Raw genomic sequence first — 18,746 nt, forward strand, 5'->3', positions numbered from 1 at the left:
CCCTGCGGGCGCCTCAGGGCGAGTGTCATAGCGAGCGCCCGCCCCGGCGATTAAGCGCCTTCGGTGCGGCCTTCGGGCGCGCCCGCTGAGTCGTGAGTGCTCGCGCGCGTTGGATCGCTTGCGCGGCGCGGGCTTGGTCGATCTTCTGCGCGATGCCGTCCGGGGCCGGCCCGAGAACGTCATCACTCGTGACGCCGTAACGGTCGCGGTATGCGGCGACTGTGCGCGCATACCGCGCCCACGCCTCCTGCTTGCGTGGATCATCCGGCCGCGCCCCGAGCGCCCGCATCCACGGTGCATTATCTGCCGCGGCTTGCTCAGCGAGGGTCGCGGCGCGCTGCTCGATGAGCCGGTGCCGTTCCGCGAGTGCCTGCCGCAATTCCGGTTCGGTGATGCCGCCGGCAACAGGGATCAGGCCCGCGATCAACCTCGGTGCCTGTGCCGTGCGCCCGCCGGTGGCGGGGTGCTGGGTGGCGGTGGCGAGGCGCCAGTGCAGGACGGAGGCGATGTCGTCGGCGTCATCGAAGCCCCGCGCCCTCACGAGGCGCGGGAGAAGCCGGTCGACGTCGTGGTGGTTCGCCTCGGCCCGGCGGAGTTCTGCGGCGAGGGCTCCGAAGGCGTCGGAGTCGAGCACCGAGTCTGCTTGTGCGGTGGTGAGGCCTGAGCCTCGGACGAGGGTGGCCCAGCGGTCGTGTTGGGCTTCGGTGGCGATGGTCTCGTATTCGGCGGCGAGTTGCTGGATCGACCCCCAGTTCTCCTGCTCCCGCTTGATCGTCTCGTGCGCCGACAGCTCAGCGCCGGAATGGTTGAGCACCCCGAACAGCACCCGCCTGGCTGCCTCCTCCACGTCCGATGCTTCGTGCGGGTGCTGGTGTGCGTCGTCGGGGGTGTCGACGGCGACGTAGGCGTAGTTCCCGTCACGGCCGCGAGTCATCGCGACGTACAGGTTCTCCCTCGTCATCGACGGATCGACCATCACATGCGAAGTATCGACGGTGACGCCCTGGGCGCGGTACGCGGTGACGGCGTAGCCGAGGTCAAGGTGCTCCGCCACGTAGTCGGCGGGCAGCACGATCGACCCGCCGCGATCCCGGCCGACGGGCCGGACCGTCACGGACCCGTCGCGCCGCACCCTCGTGATGATCCACCGGTTCCCGTTCTGCACCCACGCCGTACGCGACCGGAGATCCCGGCGGTTGTCCCGCGTGATGACGACATCCCCGACCGCAGCAGTCGCGCCGCCGCCGAGGGTGGCTTCGCCGCGGATCGGCTGCACGACCCCGGCAAGGATCAGCTCGGTGCGAGCGCGGAGGTTCAGGGCCGCCATGGACTCGCTGGAATCGGTGACGAGAATCGACGGAACCCCCGCCTCCCGATCAGCGCGCCATGCCTCATACGCCAGGGCGGTCACGTCCTCGGTATTGCCGCCGGTTACCCGGCCCGCGTTCTGGTAGGTGTCGATCACGTCTGTTTTGCCGAGGCGCAGCCCGAGGGACGCGATCTTCTCCCACTCGTTCGTGAACCGGTAGATCGTGAACAGCTCCAGGGTGTCGTCCCGGTCTCCGGCGAGGAGCCCGAAGGCGCCGGCGGCTTCGACGGCTTGGAGTTGTGAGTAGTCGCCGACGAGCAGTACTTTCGCGCCTGCTTGTTCGGCGGTCTTGGTGATGCGGTCGAGTGAGAGGGTGCCGGCGAGGCTGGCTTCATCGATGATGACCAGCTGCCCCGCGCGGAACGACGCCCGGCCCAGGTTGTGGAGCGTCCACCATCGTGCGGTGTTTTCCGTCTTGATGCCGAGGTCGTCGGCGAGGACTTCCGCCGCGACCACCGACGGCGCCAGCCCCACCACCGCCCCTGCCCCGTGCTCGGTTTCCCAGGCGCGGCGGAGTGCGTTCATGGCGGTGGTCTTCCCGGTCCCGGCGGGGCCGACGAGCAGGTCGAGCACGCGCCCCGATATGGCGATCTTGGTGAGGGCGTCGGCCTGGTCTGGGCCAAGCACCCGCCCGTCCCGATCCGGGGCGGCCGTGATGCGCTCGATCACCGCGAGCGGCAGCGTTGGCCCGGTCGTGGTGCGGGAGCGTTCCAGGAGACGCGCTTCCGCTTCCAGGAGTTCGGTCGAGGAGTACAAGGCCGAATGGCGGGGCCGGAATGCGCTCGTGCCATCGGGGCGCTGGAACCGTGCCGGGGTCGAGGCGAGTTCGGGTGGGGTGAGGCGCAGCGAGGCGCGCTCGGCGGCATCGACGACCATGCCGGTCACGGCCTCCCTGTCCCGAGTCGTCGCGAACCGGTACCCCATCGTCTGCCGGGCTGCCTCGGCGGTGAGGTTCCAGCGGTGCCAAGTCGACCGTTTCGCCCCGACGGCTTCGACCACGGAGAGCGCGATCGTTTCGATCTCATCGAGAGGCACGTCATCCGCCCGCAGCACCCGCACCATGAGCGCGGGGATCGCCTCGCGCGCCCACTCGCCGGCATCACGGCCGAGCTTCTTCGTGGCGCGCTTACGCCAGTCCGTTGTGAGGTCCGCGAGCGAGCGAACCTTCTTCTCCGGCCGAGTGATGAGCGTGGCTTGCGCGCGGAGCTTGATGACCGTCGCCGCCGACGGCTGCCGCCCATGCTTCTCGACGTATTCGGCGATGAGGCGATCCTTCTCCGCATCGATCTGATGCGAGCGGGTAGAGAACTCGAGCACGAGGCCTTCAGGAACCGTGGCGATCGCCCAAGCCGGGTTCCGATCCCGACCCCGCTCCCGCGCCTCCCATTCGACACCGAGGAGCCGGGTGAGATGATCGGCGATAACCGCCTCGTGCAACTCGGAGAGCGCAACGGTCGCGGCGTGCATGGGGCGGCCGTCGAGCGACCGCCACTTCCCATCGAGCACCGTGCGCACTTTGTTCGAGACCACCACGTGCGTGTGCAAGTGCGGGTCGTTCGCGCGTGAGTCATAGTGGTCGTAGGCCGTCGCGGCGAGCCCAAACGTGTCAACCTGCGCGACCGCACCGCCGTCGGCACCGGTCGAACCGACACGAGTGGCGGCGACCTCCCGCTCCATGAACTCGATCACCTCACCGATCGCCGTATGATGCGCATCAGCGATCAGCGCTTGCGTGCCCGCGTCGGCGACCGCCCAGAGCACGGAGGCGGACTTCGGCAACGAGAACGTATAGTCGTAGCCCGCGACCGCCTTCCTTGTGCCACGTCGTCGTTCCTCGCTCTCGATCTGCGCGACTGCCTCCGCACGGGAAGCCGGACCGAGCTCGGGGTCGAGGGCTTCGACCCGTGCTTCGATGCGTTCTGCCGGGGTCGAGTAGATCGGGTAGGCGTGCCCGAGCGGGTCGCCGGTCACAGGGTCTCGGCCCATGCCGATGAGGAGCTGCAGTTGTTCCTCTGACACCTCATCGCCGGTCGCGAGCTGACCGCCGGCGAGCTGCGCGATCCCGGCGCCGAACCACCTTCCGGGCGGGGTTCCGTCTTCGGCGTAGTAGCGCGTGAGCGGCGTGGAGAGCGAGCGGTCGCCGTCGCCCGTGACGACGGAGCGCAGGAGGTATTTGTAGCCGTCACCGGCGCTCATCACCCGCATCGAGACCGTCACGGTTACGGCTCCCTTCTTTCGTGCAACCTGGGGTTGCGTGAGGGTTGCGGTCTGGCATCGCGCAACCCCGGCCAGGGTTCAGAAGAGCGTCGGCCCCGGAGCCTTCGTCGGCGCCGCGCGCCGGGGTCGGGGCGACGGCAGCCGGCGGGCTTGCGTCTGCAACTCCTGGGGTTGCAGACGTTCGGCGAGCACGCGCTTCACATCGCTCCATAGATCAGGCCGGTCGCGGTGGGCGTCGCGTTCGCACTCCCGGCGAAGATCGTGAAGGAAGCGAGCTTGTCGGTCGGGGGTGGAGAGCTGGGCTTCGTAGAAGCCGTCGAGGTTGTAGTGCGCGATGAACCCGAAGTAGCCGTGAGTGGAAAGCCCGTCGTACAGGGATCGGGTGAAGCGCTCTCGCGGGAAGTCGGCAGCGATGAACCGCAGCAGCGCGTTCACGAACCGGGCCTTGCGCTCCGGCGTGCCCGACTCCCACCCCGACGCCTCGAACTGGGCTGGCTGGTATCTCGGTGCTCTCGTGCTCATGGCGCGCGTCCCTTCTTCCGCGGGGTTTCGGTCAGGAGGAAGGTGCGCGCAGTCAGCTACAGCTCGACGAGCAGATCGGCGCGAGCAGCATGTGACTTCTGAGGGCGAATAACGCTCGCGTCAAACCGCAGATGCAAGACGCGTGGAAGCTCAGGAGCGAGGCGGGCGACGAGCTGGTCGGCGATACTCGGCGAGGCGAGCTGAGTGGGCGTCGGCGATGCTGATCGAGTGAGCTGGGCGGGTGCCTGGGGTGGGGGTCGGGTGCACCTGAGAGGTGACCATCCGGCAGCACTATGCGGGCCGAGATCACCGATCACCGGGAGCCCCGATGCAAGAAGAGTACGCCATGCCCGCCGACCCCTCGCCGCTGCGCATCGGGTCGCTGTTCTCCGGCTACGGCGGCCTCGACCTCGCCGTCGAACACGTCTTCAACGCACAAACGGTCTGGTTCTCAGAAATCAACCCCGTGCAGCGCGTCTTCGCTCACCACTGGCCGGACGCCCCGAACCTCGGCGACATCACCGCCATCGACTGGGGTCAGGTGCCGGCGGTGGACATTCTCTGCGGTGGGTTCCCTTGCCAGGATGTCTCGACCGTCGGGAAGATGGCCGGCCTCGCACCCGGCACCCGCTCCGGCCTCTGGTCACACATGGCCGAGGCAATCGACCACCTCCGCCCCGAGTTCGTCGTCATCGAGAACGTGCGCGGTTTGCTCTCCGCAACCGCGATCCGTGCAACCCCCGACGCTGCAACCCCCGAAGGAGCCTCCGATGCAACCCCTGCCCCCACAACCGTTCGCAACTTGGAACCCGACGCTTGGGGTCTGGCAGACGACGCAGCTCGACCTCTCCGGGCGCTTGGCGCCGTACTCGGAGACCTGGCCGACCTCCGGTATGACGCGCAATGGATCGGCCTACCCGCTGCCAGCATCGGCGCTCCACATCCTCGGTTCCGCGTCTTCATCCTCGCGCACCGGACCGACACTGTTCCGCACCCCGCTCGCCTCCGACGCGGCACGCGGCGGGGAAAGCCTAGATCAAGTGCGAGCGAGGCGGGGCACGATCGCGCTCTCACATCAGGTTATCGACCTGGCCTTGAACGGGCCGGCTGGCTTGGAGCATTGGAGGAACGAATCGGTGACACTGTGGTCGCTGATCGAGGGCATCGTCACCGCTGGGGACGATACGCCGACGCCATAGCCCGCTGGGAACACATCACCGGCAGACCGGCGCCAGCCCCGACACTCATCCATGAGTCGGGCGGCACTCGCCCCGCGCCAGCATTCCTTGAATGGCTCATGGGTTTGGAAAGCAGATGGATCACCAATCCCCTCATTGGACTGACTGCGAACCAAGAACTGGCCGCGCTTGGGAATGGTGTGCTCCCGTTGCAGGCTGCCATGGCACTTCGGATGCTCGAGCCTGATCAGGAACGTGTGGTACGGTAACGAAATCGTAACGGAGAGGAGGGGCCTGTGCAGACCGCTCTGAGCGCGCCTAGGTCCGGCTCACTTCTTCGACCCAACCTGCTTTTCGCGGTTGTGATACTGCTACTCCTGGGCCTTATAGGCATGCATTCTGTATCGGGTAGTTTTTCAACACATCCGGCCCCTTCTCTGGAAACGGTAAGTTCGGCAGTTACAGCGGAGTCCCAATCGATAGCCGAGTCCGCATCAAGCATTTCGACAGATTCGCCTCTCGGCTGTGACCTCGCCTGCGTTTCAATGTCGGCACCTTCTCATGGTGACATGGAAGCCCTGATGTTCTGTGTGCTGGCGCTTCTCGCTGGGCTGCTATTCCTAGCTAGGCCTGCGCAGTTTCGAATGCTTCGCGCCGCTATCGAGCAGGTAGACCAACTTTTCACACCTATGCGCAGTGCACCCGCGGCTCTGCGACCTTCGCTACATAGCCTTTCAATTAGCCGCACCTGAGATCCATATCGAGTCCCGCCTTCGCCATCGGCGAACGACGGTAGAGAGTGTTGCGCGCGATATAGGTGACCGCCAGAAGGCGCGACCGATTGCAGGGTTGAGTGCGTCCGCCCCACCAACTCTCTTTGGTCTCTGCGCAATCTCACTGCGTTCGTTTCGGCGCAAAGCCAAGGAGTTGCTGAGCAGGCGACACCGCCACGCTCCGCAATGTCCCCCAAGGGATTTCCGGGGAATCACATCTGGCCATGCGGAACCAACTGCTTAGATGCAGCTTCGGGCCTAACGGCAACGCCCCAGAAGCTGGGCAATCTGAATGCGGTCGCAGGCAGGCCGTCTCGAACCATGTCACAGGAATCAACTGATGGAAACACCAAATGCGCAATCCAAAAGATCTTCTCAAGAACCCGATCGTGTTCATCCCAGGGGCACTAATCGCGGCCGTAACGGTCGCGGTCACGGACTACCTGATCATCGGAACCATGTTCACCTAAGAGCAGGAGAGGCCTACTTGACGCCACTCCCATCTTTTGAACCCCTTGGCGCACAACCCGACCCACAGCAGCATTTCAAGGCCCATTCCAGCCCGGGAGAAACCGGGGGCGGACCAGGTCGAGGCATTCTGATGCGTGCGTCAGCCCTCCTCTCTGTCAGCGGATTACTCGGCGCACTTGTGGCCCCCTCTGCGTTCGCACTAGCTGCACCGCAGGAAACGGCGACGATGTTCAAGGAGCAGACCCTGTCGGCATCTGACGCTCCGCTGAACCTTGATGCACTCGCTGAAGTCAGCGCCGTTGAAGCCGCACCCATCCCGACTCCGGTCCCAGCTAGCCAGATGTACACAGAGCGTGGGCTCATTGACCTCGGGCGGTTAGCGGAGACGAAACTGAAATATCCCTTCAATCAGACCATGCCACTAACGGATGGCTTCGGGTATCGCACGGAACCAGTTGCCCAGTTCCACGACGCGCAAGATATAGCCGCGGCAAACGGCACACCGATTCGGTCGATTGGCAATGGAATCGTCATTGAAGCCGGCTGGGCGAGTGACGGATGTGGATTTTCGTTGAAAATACAGCACAAGGTCAACGGACAAAGCCTCACCAGCCGTTACTGCCACATGGAATCCGAATCTCACAGTTGGAAGGTGGGTGATCCTATCAAACTCGGTGACCAAGTCGGACGAGTGGGGAACACTGGCATGTCTTTTGGTTCACATCTGCATCTGGCGCTTCGTTTGAACGGTGAACCGATCGACCCGCTCCCGTACATCGAATCAAACTCAACTTAGCAATTGGTGGTATCTCCGCACACGTGAGGCCATCACTGGTCGGGTTCCCATACTTGTTGTCACCTCCTTTCGGTAACGCACCGAAACGCCGCGGCGCCTTCACCCATCGGTGACTCGGACCATAAATACCTTTATCAAGAAAGCTGGATAATGAACGACAGTCCCCAAAGGCGGGCAGTGAGACCCGAGCTTGACCAAACGTACCGTCGACATAGGCGAGTTGTCCGCCTCGGGCAGGCATTGCTTGCACTCGGGGCCGTGGTGCTGATCGTGCACTGGCTCGCACACATCGAAGCCTTCGGTCCATCACAACCGGAGGGCTGGGTCGATCTGATTGCTGGGTACCCGACCGGAGGGCTGCTGCTAATGATCGGCGGCATCTTTGCTGGGCGCAAGATGAAGTAGGTCTGACCACGATTCAGACCCCTAGCACTGCGGTACCCCCAGGGGTATAGTAGTTGTCTAGGTGGGTCCTGCACTCGGAGATTCTGACGAAAGGAAGAGCAATGAGAACTAACGAGTACAAGGTGACGGGGATGACGTGCGGGCATTGCGAGAAGTCAGTGCGCGAAGAAGTTGAGCGGATTGCTGCGGTTGAAGCCGTCGAGGTGAGCGCTCTGACCGGTCGCCTGGTTGTGACGTCCGCTGGAGAGGTGGCGGACGCTGAAGTAATCGCGGCTGTCGAAGAGGCGGGCTACACCGTTGTCCCTGCCCACTGAGCACCAACGCGACTCATTCAAGGACTCCGGAGGACGAGCAGCATGACGAACCCGCATACCAGCAATGAAGCCCACCATGATGCTGACGCGCACTCGCACGATGGTCATGACCACGACATGTCGATGATGGATCATTCCGCGATGGGTCATGCCGGGCACGGTAGTCATCCGGCTGACATGGCACAGACGCAGCACTCGGGCATGGATCATTCGCGGTATTCCGGTATGGATCACAGCGGCCATGCCGGGCACGGGGATCATGTCGCCCGGTTCCGGCGATTGTTCTGGATCAATCTCGTGATTGCGGTTCCGGTTGTTGCGTTCTCGCAGATGTTCGCGATGATCTTCGGGTACACGGTTCCAGGGTGGGCGACGTTTATCGCTCCTCTCCTCGGCACGGTGATGTATGTATGGGGTGGCTGGCCGTTCCTGACGGGAGCTATCAGTGAATTGCGGACTCGCAAGCCCGGCATGATGCTGTTGATCGGGCTCGCGATCACGGTCGCGTTCTTCGCATCGTGGGGTGCGACGTTGGGCGTGCTGGATCATGAGCTCGAGTTCTGGTGGGAGCTCGCACTGCTGATCGTCATTATGCTGCTTGGGCACTGGATCGAGATGCGCTCCGTCGCGCAGACCGCGACCGCGCTCGATTCGCTGGCGGCGCTTCTGCCCGACGAGGCCGAGCGGGTGGAGGGCGACCAGATCGTGAAGATCTCGCCGTCTGTGCTTGCTGTCGGCGATGTCGTGGTGGTGCGGCCTGGTGGCAGCATCCCGGCTGACGGCAAAGTGGTCGATGGTCGCGCCGATATGGATGAGTCGATGGTGACGGGTGAGTCTCACCCGGTAGCTCGTGGGGTTGGGGATTCCGTGACGGCTGGCACCGTCGCGACCGACTCGGGGCTTCGCGTGCAGGTCACTGCAGCGGGCGACGACACCACGCTAGCGGGCATCCAACGCCTCGTTGCCGAAGCCCAGAGCTCGACTTCGCGGGCGCAGCGGATCGCGGACCGCGCAGCGGCCCTGCTGTTCTGGTTCGCGTTGGTCGCGGCCATCATCACCGCGATCGTGTGGACACTCGTCGGACGTCCGGACGATGCCGTGATCCGCGCGGTGACGGTGCTGGTGATCGCGTGCCCGCACGCACTGGGCTTGGCGATCCCTTTGGTCGTGTCCATCGCGACGGAGCGTGCCGCGAAGGGCGGCGTCCTCGTCAAGGACCGGTTGGCCTTGGAGAGCATGCGCAATATCGATGTCGTGGTGTTCGACAAGACCGGCACCCTGACCAAGGGCGAGCCGACCGTAATCGAAGTCGAACCCGCAGGGAGCCTCGACCCAGACCAAGTGCTCGCGTTGGCCGCGTCAGCAGAGGCAGACAGTGAGCACCCGCTGGCGAAGGCGATCGTTCGTGCCGCACAGCACAAGCGGCTCGTCGTCGCAACAGCGACCGGGTTCGCCTCGTCACCGGCAGTCGGAGTCACCGCGACAGTGGACGGCACCGAAGTGCGCGTCGGCGGGCCCAGGCTTCTTGAAGAGGTCGGAGCATCGGAAGTCGGAGCGGCTAATTCTTGGCGCAACGAGGGAGCCATTATCCTGCATGTGGTTCAGGGCGGGGCCGTGATAGGCGGCCTGAAATTGGCGGATGAGGTGCGTCCAGAATCTCGCGAGGCGGTCGATGCGCTCCACAAGTCGGGCGTCGAAGTCGTCATGATCACCGGCGACGCGCAGGCGGTCGCGAATGCAGTCGGCTCGGAACTCGGTATCGATCGGGTATTCGCGGGCGTGCGTCCCGAAGACAAGTCCGCGAAGATCGCCGGGCTGCAGAAAGAAGGCAAGAAAGTCGCGATGGTCGGCGATGGCGTCAATGACGCTCCCGCCCTTGCGCAGGCTGATGTCGGGATCGCCATCGGGGCGGGTACGGACGTCGCGATCGCTTCAGCGGGTGTGATCCTCGCGAGTTCCGATCCTCGTTCGGTACTGTCGGTCATCGAGCTCTCCCGAGCCGCGTACCGGAAGATGAAGCAGAATCTCTGGTGGGCTGCGGGCTACAACTTGATCGCGGTTCCGCTGGCCGCTGGTGTCCTTGCCCCGATCGGGCTAGTCCTGCCGATGTCGGTCGGCGCGATCTTGATGTCGCTGTCCACTGTCGTGGTCGCTGTCAACGCGCAACTTCTCCGGCGCCTCGATTTGACACCCACCGCGAGCACGAGCGCAATCTTGAACCGCTAGACCGAAGGAAGATCGCATGTCCGACACGGCCTCATCTCACGACCATCATCACGGACAATTCTCCGACAAGGCGAAGTACGTGAGCCGGCTCAAGCGTATCGAAGGTCAGGCGCGTGGGGCCTTGAAGATGGTAGACGAGGAACAGTACCGCACCGATGTCCTCACGCAGGTCGGGGCACTCGGGTGCCGTGCCGTACGCTAGTGACCAGGAAGGAGCCATCGTGAATCAACGACAGACTGTGAAGCGCACACACTTGGGTGCGCACGGGCTGCTGCTAACCGCAATGGCCGTCTTCTTCGTGATCGCCGGGCTGCTGGGCATGCACACGCTGAGTTCCGACCATACGATGGGGCTCCCGGCGGTCGCACCTGAGTCACAACCGCACATGATGACGGCCGAGGAGGCTGATACTCCGGCGACCGATGTCCTGGCAAGTATCGCAACTGATGCCGGTGTAATCGGTGCCACTGTAGAAGCGACTCACAGCCCGATGCAGCACGACCCAATGCTGATGACAATGTGCATCCTCGCGTTGCTGTCGGGAGCCGTGATTCTGCTACTCCCCGTGTTTCTGACCTTGTTCAGAGCCATGCGTCCGCTGGTCATGCTGCGCCTGCACGCTGCCTTTAGTGTGCTCCCGCTGCCCCGGCCACCTTCCTTGCACGTTCTGTCGATCAGTCGAACCTGATTCGCCGCGCTCATCCCGACTCACCAACAGGTGCACGGGATGATGCTTCGCCCTGCTCAGGCGCGAATCAGATTTCTCTCGACTACACGACAAGGACCTTTCTCTCATGCGTTTCCGCACTCTCGCGCTGGCCTCCGGCGCACTCGCCACCTCTCTCGTTCTCACCGGATGCTCGGCTGGAAACAACGACATGGGTGGCATGACCGGTATGGATCATGGCTCCGGCACGTCCACCACCGCACCGACGACCACCGATCCTTCCGCCAACGGCGCGGACAAGATGTTCGTCATGATGATGATCCCGCATCACCAGCAGGCCATCGAAATGGCCGACACTATTCTTGGTAAGGACGGCATCGACAAGCGGGTGACGACGCTCGCCCAGCAGATCAAGGATGCCCAGGGCCCTGAGATCGAGAAGATGAAGGGGTGGCTGTCCGACTGGGGAACGCCCTACGACGAGAACTCGTCCGGCGGCATGTCTGGGATGAATCACGACATGGGCGGCATGATGAGCGACGCCGATATGAAGGCGCTCGACGCTGCGACCGGCACCGAGGCCGCCAAGCTGTTTCTCACCGGCATGATCGCTCACCACGAGGGTGCTATTACGATGGCGCAAGATGCCGTGAAGAACGGGCAGGACGCTGATGTGATCGCGCTCGCACAGCAAGTCATCGACGGTCAGACCGCTGAAATCGCCACCATGAAAGACCTCATCGGTTCTCTGTAAACCCGGGCGGGGTAGCGGGGTGACGCCCCTCAGCGGCGTCACCCCGCTGCGCTCCGTTTTCATTCGTTCGATCCGCGCGCGAGCCGATGTGCCGCACGCTGTTCAGGAGATCTCATGCATCCACAATCCCCAAATCCGCTTACCAGCAGCTCATTCACTCGCCGTGCTCTCATCACTGCGGGTATTGGCGTTGTCGGCGCTCTCGCTCTGACGTCTTGCGCACCCCGTGAAAGCTGGGTAACGCCTACTGGTCGGGAGGTGCGCAGTGAAGAGAAGCAACGGCAGGGCACCGGCCAGGTCACGACAGTTGCTCTCACTGCTGCCGCCTCAACGCTCGACCTCGCGGGAACGCAGGCATCGACCTGGTCATTCGGTGCCGTCCCAGCGCCCGTGATCCGGCTCCGAGCCGGCGATACCTTACGGGCGACGGTACGGAACGAACTGCCCGTTGATACTTCCGTGCACTGGCACGGAATCGCGCTCCGCAATGACATGGACGGCGTCCCCCGGTGACGCAGGAAGTGATCAAGCCCGGCGGGAACTTCGACTACGACTTCATCGTTCCCGATCCCGGAACCTACTGGTTCCATCCGCACGTCGGCGCACAGCCCGATACCGGCCTGTATGGCGCGCTCATCGTTGACGACCCGGAGGAACCCGGCGGCTACGACGACGAATGGGTCGTCGTCTTGGACGACTGGCTCGACGGGGTAACCGCCACCCCCGACCAGGTGCTTACAGAGCTTGCCGCGGGCATGGGCGACATGGGCGGGATGGACATGTTCATGCGCATGGGCAACACGCTCATGGGTGCGACCTCAGACGTCCTCGGTGGTGACGCCGGAGACGTCTACTACCCGCACTATCTCGTCAACGGGAAGCCGGCGGCTGACCCGGCACAGTTCGTCGGGAAGCCGGGGAATCGGATCCGGCTGCGCGTCATCAACGCCGGTTCGGATACGGCATTCCGGCTGGCCGTCGGCGGTCACCGACTCACGATCACGCACAGCGATGGCTTCCCCGTCACCCCGGTCGAAGTGGACAGTGTTCTGCTCGGAATGGGTGAGCGATACGACCTCCTCGTCACCCTCGGCGATGGCGTGTTTCCACTCGTCGCTGCCGCAGAAGGCAAGCAGGATCGAGCATTCGCTGTCGTGCGCACCGGCAGCGGTTCAACCCCGCCGGTAGACGTGACCGTTCCCGAACTCACCAGCACCAAGATCGGTGTCTCAGGCGACCTTGCCGCGACCGAAGCCGTGGCATTGAAACGTCGCACTCCCGATCGGGAAGTGAAGCTCGAACTGACCGGAAGCATGGCCAAGTACGACTGGGGCATCGACGGGAAGCAGTTCGACATGTCGAAGCCGCTTCAAGACGCTCACCCGATCCGGTCGGGTGAACGGGTCCGGCTCAAGGTTGTCAACGCCACCACTATGTGGCACCCGTTCCACTTGCACGGGCACACGTACCAGCACGCGGACGGAGGCCCGCGCAAGGACACGTCGATCATCCTTCCGAGGAAGACCCTCACGGTTGACTTCGACGCTGACAATCCCGGCCTCTGGGCTGCTCACTGCCACAACATCTACCATGCCGAGTCGGGGATGATGACCGTCTTCGGATACCAGAACTAACGACTGCGGGTCCGCGCCAAGCCACCATAGGTGCGGACCTGCTTCTTAACGAAAGGACTCACCATGATTCACACGCGCCTTCTGAAACGCGCGCTCACAGGCACCGCCATCCTCGCCGCCACCGCAGTGCTTGCCGGCTGCTCCACCTCGCTGATTGCCAGCCAGGACACCACTACCGAGAGTTCCCTGCTGGCCGCCCACGATCTTGACGGGCTCGACGCCAAGCAGATCATCGACCGTCTCGACACGACCCCCATCGCCGACCGTGCCGAAGACTTCCAGGCCTCGATCCGCCCCGACTCGCTCGTACTCAGCGATGCCAACCACGGAGAAATGACCGTCCCCATGCCCGACGATGAATTCTACATCTCTGTGGCCCCGTATGTGGATCAGACTCACGAATGCGTCTATCACAGCCCGACCGGGTGCAAGGGAGAGCTTCAAAACGCTGATGTGCATGTGACGGTGACCGATTCGACCACTGGTGCCGTGCTTTACGACGAGCGGACAGTCACCTATGACAACGGATTCGTTGGATTGTGGTTGCCGCGCGATTTCGAAGGAGTGCTCGCCATCGAAGGAAGTGGCCGTAAAGGCCAAGTTTCCATTCGTACTGTCGGAGACGATCAGCCGACTTGTATTACAACGCTGCAACTCACCTGAGCGGGAGGCCTCGCTGAAACCATTGCAGAAGAATAGGTCTTTCGAACAAGCATCAGTGTTTGGCCCCCAAGCGGCGTCTACTCGCCGGCGGTTGTGCAGTCCTTCTCTGAACAGAATCTTTGCAGGCCTCAATTCCGAGGAGCAGTTCACCACTGGCAAGGCAACACCATCACGCTGGCAGCACCTCATCGTCTCAATCTCTGAAATGAGTTAGGGCGTGTTAAAGTTTAAGGGAGCAGACACGCAGAGTTCACGGCGGTATCTATTTACAGAGCGGGGCTTCCAGCCGTTGCTTGCGCGCACCCGTACCTTCTACCGTCCGGTCGGTCCCACCGTTTTCGATTGTGTGAAGCTCGTCGTCGTGCGCGACGGGTCTGCACTCGTCTATTCCGAGTTCGGAGAGCGATACGCGAACGTCGGCGACGTGCTGTTGCTCGGCGCGAACGTGCTCTGCGGTGCACGTCCCGAAGGACACCTCACCGTCACCACGATCTATCTCGACACGGACTACGTGCTCGATCAACTGTTCTGGCAGTACGTCGACCTGCTCCGCGACCGCTTCTCAGCCAAAAGCTTTGCGGACACGATCTACACCGAGCCAGCACAGCTGATGCGCCTCGGCGAAGACCGCGCTGGTCTCCTGGCTCCCTGGCTCGATGAGTTGGTCGCGCTGAGCGTCGACGGGCTCTATCAGGAGCGGTTTCATCGGATGCAGGCGCTCTGGCACTCCGTCATCGACCAGGTGGCCCCGTTCATCCACGTCTCGCCAGCAATGACCAAGCCGAGCCAGCGCGCTCGCACAAGACCATCCGCCCCACGCGGACGCCGTTTCGCTCCGCTGCGCGCCGAAGCGCGTGCAGCACAGGACCTGCTGCGCGAGCACGTCGAGTATCCGTGGTCGCTGCCGGAACTCGCCGGTGCGGTGCACCTGTCCGGAAAGCAACTCGCGCGGGTGTTCGTGGACGCCTATGGAAAGACGCCGCTCGCGTACCTGACGATGCTGCGCGTCGAGGCAATGGCGCAGCTGTTGCGGGAGACGGATCTGTCGATCGCGGAGGCCGCGGCCCGGGTAGGGTGGGCAAGCCGGAACCGGGCCTCGGCAGCGTTCCGTGAGTGTGCCGGGGTGACGCCGGCCCGGTATCGGGCGATGCAGCGCGAGCCTACCGGGATGCCCAGCATTGGGACATTCGCGCCCAGCTAAAGGACACCATCCGCCCGTCAGCGCTTTCGCTGCACCTCTGGGCTGCTATCGGTGGTGCTACGTCAGGTGTCCCTTTCGGGTTCTGACGGCCACCTCCTGCATCGCTCGTTCGCTGACCGTCTCCACCCTACCGGGTACGCCAGACCTACCTCATGGTGACAGGGCCGCCGCCACTCCTGGCCGGCGGCTCGCCGGGAGGAGGCGGAACTATGGCTGCACCGAGGAGAACCCCCGAGAAGGCACGCGCCGCACGGGAGGCGAAGCTCGATGAGGTGCGCGAACAGCTCAACGCGCAGGTCGAGAAGCTGGTCACTGGTGAGGACTGGAAGCAGGCGCTGACGTTCGCGGCGAAGTTCCGGTCGAGGTCGGTGAACAATTCGTGGCTGATCTTCGCCCAGCATCAGGCCGCCTGGGAGGCCGGCCGGGTGCCGGAACCGATGCCGAGCTATGTGGCGGGGTTCCGGCAGTGGGAACAGCTCGGCCGGCAGGTTCAGAAGGGGCAGAAGGGGTATGCGATCCTCGCCCCGGTGACTGGGAAGTTCGCGTCGAAGACCCCCGCCGATCCGATGTCGTGGCGCAAGCTCGCACCGCGTGAGCAGCCGCAGCCGGGTGAAGTGGTCAGGTCGCGGATGGTCAGCGCGAAAGTCGCGTACGTCTTCGACATCTCTCAGACCACCGGCCCGGACGTGCCGCTCCCACCGTCCCCGCAGCTTCTCGAAGGCGAAGCCCCGGCGGGGCTGCGCGACGGCCTGATCCGGCAGGTGACCGAGGCAGGGTTCCAGTTTCTGCCAGTGCCGCACGAGGGCATGATCCACGGCGCGAACGGGCTCACGAACTTCGACACGAGACTGGTGGCGGTGCGGACGAACATGGACGATGCCGCCCAAGTGAAGACCCTCGTGCACGAGCTCGCGCACGTGAAGATGCACGGCCCCGACCAGGAAGAGGCCCGGCAGCATCGCGGGATCGGCGAAGTCGAAGCCGAATCCGTCGCGCTCATGGTCGGGGCCGCGCACGGGATGGACACGACCGCCTACACGATCCCGTACGTGTCGGGATGGGCGATGGCCGCCGACGGGAAGAACCCCGTCCAGGTCGTGCAGGCGACCGCGGAACGGGTGCGGAAGGTCGCCGTCGAGATCCTTGACCGGCTCGACACCGAACAGGTCGGCGACGGCACCCCGCCGGGCCCGACCCGCGAGGGCCCCGAGGCTTCGGCGGCGAAGCAGGCCGAGCGTAAGCCGCCGGCCCGGTCGTCGGCGCGGAGACAGCCGCCGGCGCGGTCTGCGCGTTCCTCGTCTCTGGTGCGGGGGCTGTGATGGACGCCGAACAGCTCCTCGCCCCGGTCGCCCGAATGAGTCCCGCGGACGCCGCCCGGCACTACGTGCTGTTGGGGGTGCCGGTGTTTCCGTGCGTGCCGGGTGAGAAGCGGCCGCTCGTCGCTCACGGTTTCAAGGACGCCAGCACCGACCCCGCCCAGGTCGAGGCATGGTGGCGGCGGTGGCCGGAAGCGAACATCGGCATCCCGACCGGCCCCCTCTCGGGGATCGAGGTCGTCGATGTCGACGTGAAAGGCGACCCGCCACGCGGCCCCGCCTCCTGGCAGCAGGCCACCCAGGCGGGCCTGCTCGACGGGTGGGCGGCGCAGGTCGTCACCCCGTCGGGCGGGCTGCACGCCTACTACCCAGCAGCGGAGGCCGAACAACGCTCCTGGGCGTCCGGCGCGGCACAGCTCGACTTCCGCGGCAGCGCCGGCTACATCGTCGCCCCGCCCTCGAGAACGATCATCGACGGCGAGACGGCCGCGTATCAGCTCCTCGACCTCGCGACCGGCGAGGTGCGTCCCGTCGACGCGGGCGCGCTGCGGGAGTTCCTGGACCCGAGGCCCGTGCGGCTGTCGTGGCCTCAGGCACCGCTTCGGGGCACACTCGAAGAACGGACACGGCGGATCGCGGGCTGGCTTGCCGGGCAGGGCAAGGGCGAACGCAACGTCGGCCTGTACTGGGCGTCCTGCCGCCTCGCCGAGAACGGCGCCACATTGGCGGAGGCGTTTCAGACGCTGGGGCCGGTCGCGGAAACCATCGGCCTGCCACCACGGGAGATCGAGCGCACGATCCGCTCCGCCTACCGCGCCCCCAGCACTGCACCGTCGGCGTCCACCGCCACGTCGCGGCCGGTCGCGCAGCACGCTCCGGTTGATCGAGGGCGGGTGCTCGCATGAATCGGAGGAGGGAGCGCCGGGGTGGTCGGCTCGCCGTGGTGACGGCGGTGGCGGGGACGGTGCTGATCGCGTGCGGGGCGTTCTGGCTTTCCTTCACCGCGCTGGCCGATCTCGCCCGCCGCTCCGGGATCGAGGAAGGGCAGGCGTGGGCGTGGCCGCTGATCGTGGACGGCATCATCGTCGTCGCGACCGTCGCCGTCGTCGCCCTCGCCGGCACCCGCACCGCCTGGTACCCCTGGATGCTGCTCATCTGCGGGGCCGGGCTCTCGGTGACGGCGAACTCGATCCACGCGATCGTCGCCAAAGGTGCCGATGTGCCTGCGGTGCTTGCGGCGTCGGTAGCGGCGGTGCCGCCGCTGGTGCTGCTCGCGATCACGCACCTCACCGTGATCCTCACCCGCCACCAGCCCGAACCCGACTCCGAGAAGGGTGGCGAGGAAGTCTCGGAGTTGCACGCCGAGGCGGTGGAGGTGCCGGGCGGGCCGGTGCTGGTGGCGTCGCTGGAACCGCCGCTCCGAGTGCCGGTGCTCGCTGAAGCTCCGGTGTCCGAGGCGGAGGATGCCGCGGGGCAGGGTGGGTGGTCGCGGCGTGAGGTGGCGGAGGTGCTGCGGGCGGGTGGCTGGTCGAACAAGAAGATCGCCCGCTACCTCGACGTGCACCCCTCGACCGTCGGCCGCTGGTTCCCGCACACCGACACCACGCCGGAAACCGAGCCCGACGCTGAGCAGCCGGTGCCCGATGCGCCGACGGCCGACCAAGCAGCCACGCCGGCTGCAGAAGATCCCAGAGACGAGGAGGACCCCTCATGAACCCCGAACAAGACCTCGATATGACGGAGGCGGTGCGGTCGCGCCTGCATCCCGCGCTCACTGCGGCGATGAACGCCGAACGAACCTCGACCCGGGAGGCGGGCGAGCCTGAGCAGGTGGAGGCGGAGCGGTCGATGCTCGCCGTACACCGCGACCCCTCCCTGGCCGGACGCGACCGCGCCGAGTACGACGCGATGGAGGCCGAGCCCGCTGCGGAGGCTGAGGCGAAGCGGCGGACGCAGGTGCGGTGGGTGCGGCCGACCGAGCTGGCGATGCAGGGCGGCGCCCGCGCGACCGGGTGGGGGCTCGATCTGCGGGCCGAGCTCGCCCAGCGTCTCCGCGATGCCCGCGCCGACCGCAAGCAGGACCGCGCCGAACAGCGTGCGGTGCGGGGTGAGCGGGCGTCGCGGTTGCCCGATCTGTCGATCCGGGGCCGCAGGCGCCAGGCACGGCAGGAGCCGGTGCGTTCGGGGATGGGGCTGAGGTGATCCGCCATGCACGAGTCAGCGTTCGCGCGGGACCTTC

Annotated in this window: 19 protein-coding genes; 17 read left to right on the forward strand and 2 right to left on the reverse strand. The window is 65.1% G+C overall.

Features of this window, described 5'->3' with window-relative positions:
- Positions 1-25: 25 nt before the first annotated feature.
- Positions 26-3,565, reverse strand: a complete 3,540-nt coding sequence (mobF, locus tag AB3K78_RS06835; RefSeq protein ID WP_416447317.1) for a MobF family relaxase — start codon at positions 3,563-3,565, stop codon at positions 26-28.
- Between the two features lie 99 nt (positions 3,566-3,664).
- Positions 3,665-4,021, reverse strand: a complete 357-nt coding sequence (locus AB3K78_RS06840) for a hypothetical protein (protein WP_416447020.1) — start codon at positions 4,019-4,021, stop codon at positions 3,665-3,667.
- A 433-nt stretch (positions 4,022-4,454) separates the two neighbouring features.
- Between AB3K78_RS06840 and AB3K78_RS06845 the strand changes: the two genes are divergently transcribed.
- From AB3K78_RS06845 to AB3K78_RS06925, 17 genes are all read left to right on the forward strand, one after another.
- A complete protein-coding gene (locus tag AB3K78_RS06845) occupies positions 4,455-5,555 on the forward strand; it encodes a DNA cytosine methyltransferase (protein ID WP_416447021.1) in 1,101 nt (366 codons plus the stop codon).
- 93 nt (positions 5,556-5,648) lie between these two features.
- Positions 5,649-6,038, forward strand: a complete 390-nt coding sequence (locus AB3K78_RS06850) for a DUF6153 family protein (protein WP_416447318.1) — start codon at positions 5,649-5,651, stop codon at positions 6,036-6,038.
- A gap of 718 nt (positions 6,039-6,756) precedes the next feature.
- Positions 6,757-7,326 (forward strand): M23 family metallopeptidase, encoded by a 570-nt coding sequence (locus tag AB3K78_RS06855; protein ID WP_416447022.1) that lies wholly within the window; start codon positions 6,757-6,759, stop codon positions 7,324-7,326.
- Positions 7,327-7,584: 258 nt separating this feature from the next.
- Positions 7,585-7,731, forward strand: a complete 147-nt coding sequence (locus tag AB3K78_RS06860) for a hypothetical protein (RefSeq protein ID WP_416447023.1) — start codon at positions 7,585-7,587, stop codon at positions 7,729-7,731.
- 101 nt (positions 7,732-7,832) lie between these two features.
- Positions 7,833-8,045 carry a heavy-metal-associated domain-containing protein gene (locus AB3K78_RS06865; protein ID WP_416447024.1) on the forward strand — a complete coding sequence of 71 codons (213 nt, stop codon included), beginning with the start codon at positions 7,833-7,835 and terminating at the stop codon, positions 8,043-8,045.
- 42 nt (positions 8,046-8,087) lie between these two features.
- On the forward strand, positions 8,088-10,271 hold the full coding sequence (locus AB3K78_RS06870; RefSeq protein ID WP_416447025.1) for a heavy metal translocating P-type ATPase: 2,184 nt from the start codon (positions 8,088-8,090) through the stop codon (positions 10,269-10,271).
- A gap of 16 nt (positions 10,272-10,287) precedes the next feature.
- Positions 10,288-10,473 carry a metal-sensitive transcriptional regulator gene (locus tag AB3K78_RS06875; protein WP_416447026.1) on the forward strand — a complete coding sequence of 62 codons (186 nt, stop codon included), beginning with the start codon at positions 10,288-10,290 and terminating at the stop codon, positions 10,471-10,473.
- A gap of 19 nt (positions 10,474-10,492) precedes the next feature.
- Entirely contained in the window at positions 10,493-10,960 is a 468-nt protein-coding gene (locus AB3K78_RS06880; RefSeq protein ID WP_416447027.1) for a DUF6153 family protein, read from the forward strand.
- Between the two features lie 106 nt (positions 10,961-11,066).
- Entirely contained in the window at positions 11,067-11,693 is a 627-nt protein-coding gene (locus AB3K78_RS06885) for a DUF305 domain-containing protein (protein ID WP_416447028.1), read from the forward strand.
- 114 nt (positions 11,694-11,807) lie between these two features.
- Positions 11,808-12,206: a multicopper oxidase domain-containing protein gene (locus AB3K78_RS06890; RefSeq protein ID WP_416447029.1), complete on the forward strand. Its 399-nt coding sequence runs from the start codon at positions 11,808-11,810 to the stop codon at positions 12,204-12,206.
- Positions 12,203-13,327, forward strand: coding sequence for a multicopper oxidase family protein (locus tag AB3K78_RS06895; protein ID WP_416447030.1), 1,125 nt, complete (start codon positions 12,203-12,205; stop codon positions 13,325-13,327). The genes AB3K78_RS06890 and AB3K78_RS06895 overlap by 4 nt, the downstream gene beginning before the upstream one ends.
- A 63-nt stretch (positions 13,328-13,390) precedes the next feature.
- Complete coding sequence (locus tag AB3K78_RS06900) at positions 13,391-13,990, forward strand: CueP family metal-binding protein (RefSeq protein WP_416447031.1); 600 nt, start codon at positions 13,391-13,393, stop codon at positions 13,988-13,990.
- 346 nt (positions 13,991-14,336) lie between these two features.
- A complete protein-coding gene (locus tag AB3K78_RS06905) occupies positions 14,337-15,191 on the forward strand; it encodes a helix-turn-helix domain-containing protein (protein ID WP_416447032.1) in 855 nt (284 codons plus the stop codon).
- A 209-nt stretch (positions 15,192-15,400) separates the two neighbouring features.
- Positions 15,401-16,510, forward strand: coding sequence for an ArdC-like ssDNA-binding domain-containing protein (locus AB3K78_RS06910; protein WP_416447033.1), 1,110 nt, complete (start codon positions 15,401-15,403; stop codon positions 16,508-16,510).
- A complete protein-coding gene (locus AB3K78_RS06915; protein WP_416447034.1) occupies positions 16,510-17,412 on the forward strand; it encodes a bifunctional DNA primase/polymerase in 903 nt (300 codons plus the stop codon). Before AB3K78_RS06910 ends, AB3K78_RS06915 begins: the two co-directional genes overlap by 1 nt.
- Positions 17,409-18,221: a DUF2637 domain-containing protein gene (locus AB3K78_RS06920; protein WP_416447035.1), complete on the forward strand. Its 813-nt coding sequence runs from the start codon at positions 17,409-17,411 to the stop codon at positions 18,219-18,221. Before AB3K78_RS06915 ends, AB3K78_RS06920 begins: the two co-directional genes overlap by 4 nt.
- Positions 18,218-18,709, forward strand: coding sequence for a hypothetical protein (locus AB3K78_RS06925; protein WP_416447036.1), 492 nt, complete (start codon positions 18,218-18,220; stop codon positions 18,707-18,709). Before AB3K78_RS06920 ends, AB3K78_RS06925 begins: the two co-directional genes overlap by 4 nt.
- The last annotated feature ends 37 nt before the right edge of the window (positions 18,710-18,746 follow it).

The sequence above is a fragment of the Leucobacter sp. HNU genome, from assembly GCF_047946755.1.
In the GTDB taxonomy this organism is placed as follows: Bacteria; Actinomycetota; Actinomycetes; order Actinomycetales; family Microbacteriaceae; genus Leucobacter.

What these genes read in the sequence shown, in the direction of transcription:
- mobF (WP_416447317.1), bottom strand. Translation starts at nt 3,565, where the DNA reads ATGAGCGCCGGTGACGGCTACAAATACCTCCTGCGCTCCGTCGTCACG.
- AB3K78_RS06845 (WP_416447021.1), top strand. Translation starts at nt 4,455, where the DNA reads ATGCCCGCCGACCCCTCGCCGCTGCGCATCGGGTCGCTGTTCTCCGGC.
- AB3K78_RS06855 (WP_416447022.1), top strand. Translation starts at nt 6,757, where the DNA reads ATGTTCAAGGAGCAGACCCTGTCGGCATCTGACGCTCCGCTGAACCTT.
- AB3K78_RS06865 (WP_416447024.1), top strand. Translation starts at nt 7,833, where the DNA reads ATGAGAACTAACGAGTACAAGGTGACGGGGATGACGTGCGGGCATTGC.
- AB3K78_RS06870 (WP_416447025.1), top strand. Translation starts at nt 8,088, where the DNA reads ATGACGAACCCGCATACCAGCAATGAAGCCCACCATGATGCTGACGCG.
- AB3K78_RS06875 (WP_416447026.1), top strand. Translation starts at nt 10,288, where the DNA reads ATGTCCGACACGGCCTCATCTCACGACCATCATCACGGACAATTCTCC.
- AB3K78_RS06885 (WP_416447028.1), top strand. Translation starts at nt 11,067, where the DNA reads ATGCGTTTCCGCACTCTCGCGCTGGCCTCCGGCGCACTCGCCACCTCT.
- AB3K78_RS06890 (WP_416447029.1), top strand. Translation starts at nt 11,808, where the DNA reads ATGCATCCACAATCCCCAAATCCGCTTACCAGCAGCTCATTCACTCGC.
- AB3K78_RS06900 (WP_416447031.1), top strand. Translation starts at nt 13,391, where the DNA reads ATGATTCACACGCGCCTTCTGAAACGCGCGCTCACAGGCACCGCCATC.
- AB3K78_RS06910 (WP_416447033.1), top strand. Translation starts at nt 15,401, where the DNA reads ATGGCTGCACCGAGGAGAACCCCCGAGAAGGCACGCGCCGCACGGGAG.
- AB3K78_RS06915 (WP_416447034.1), top strand. Translation starts at nt 16,510, where the DNA reads ATGGACGCCGAACAGCTCCTCGCCCCGGTCGCCCGAATGAGTCCCGCG.
- AB3K78_RS06920 (WP_416447035.1), top strand. Translation starts at nt 17,409, where the DNA reads ATGAATCGGAGGAGGGAGCGCCGGGGTGGTCGGCTCGCCGTGGTGACG.
- AB3K78_RS06925 (WP_416447036.1), top strand. Translation starts at nt 18,218, where the DNA reads ATGAACCCCGAACAAGACCTCGATATGACGGAGGCGGTGCGGTCGCGC.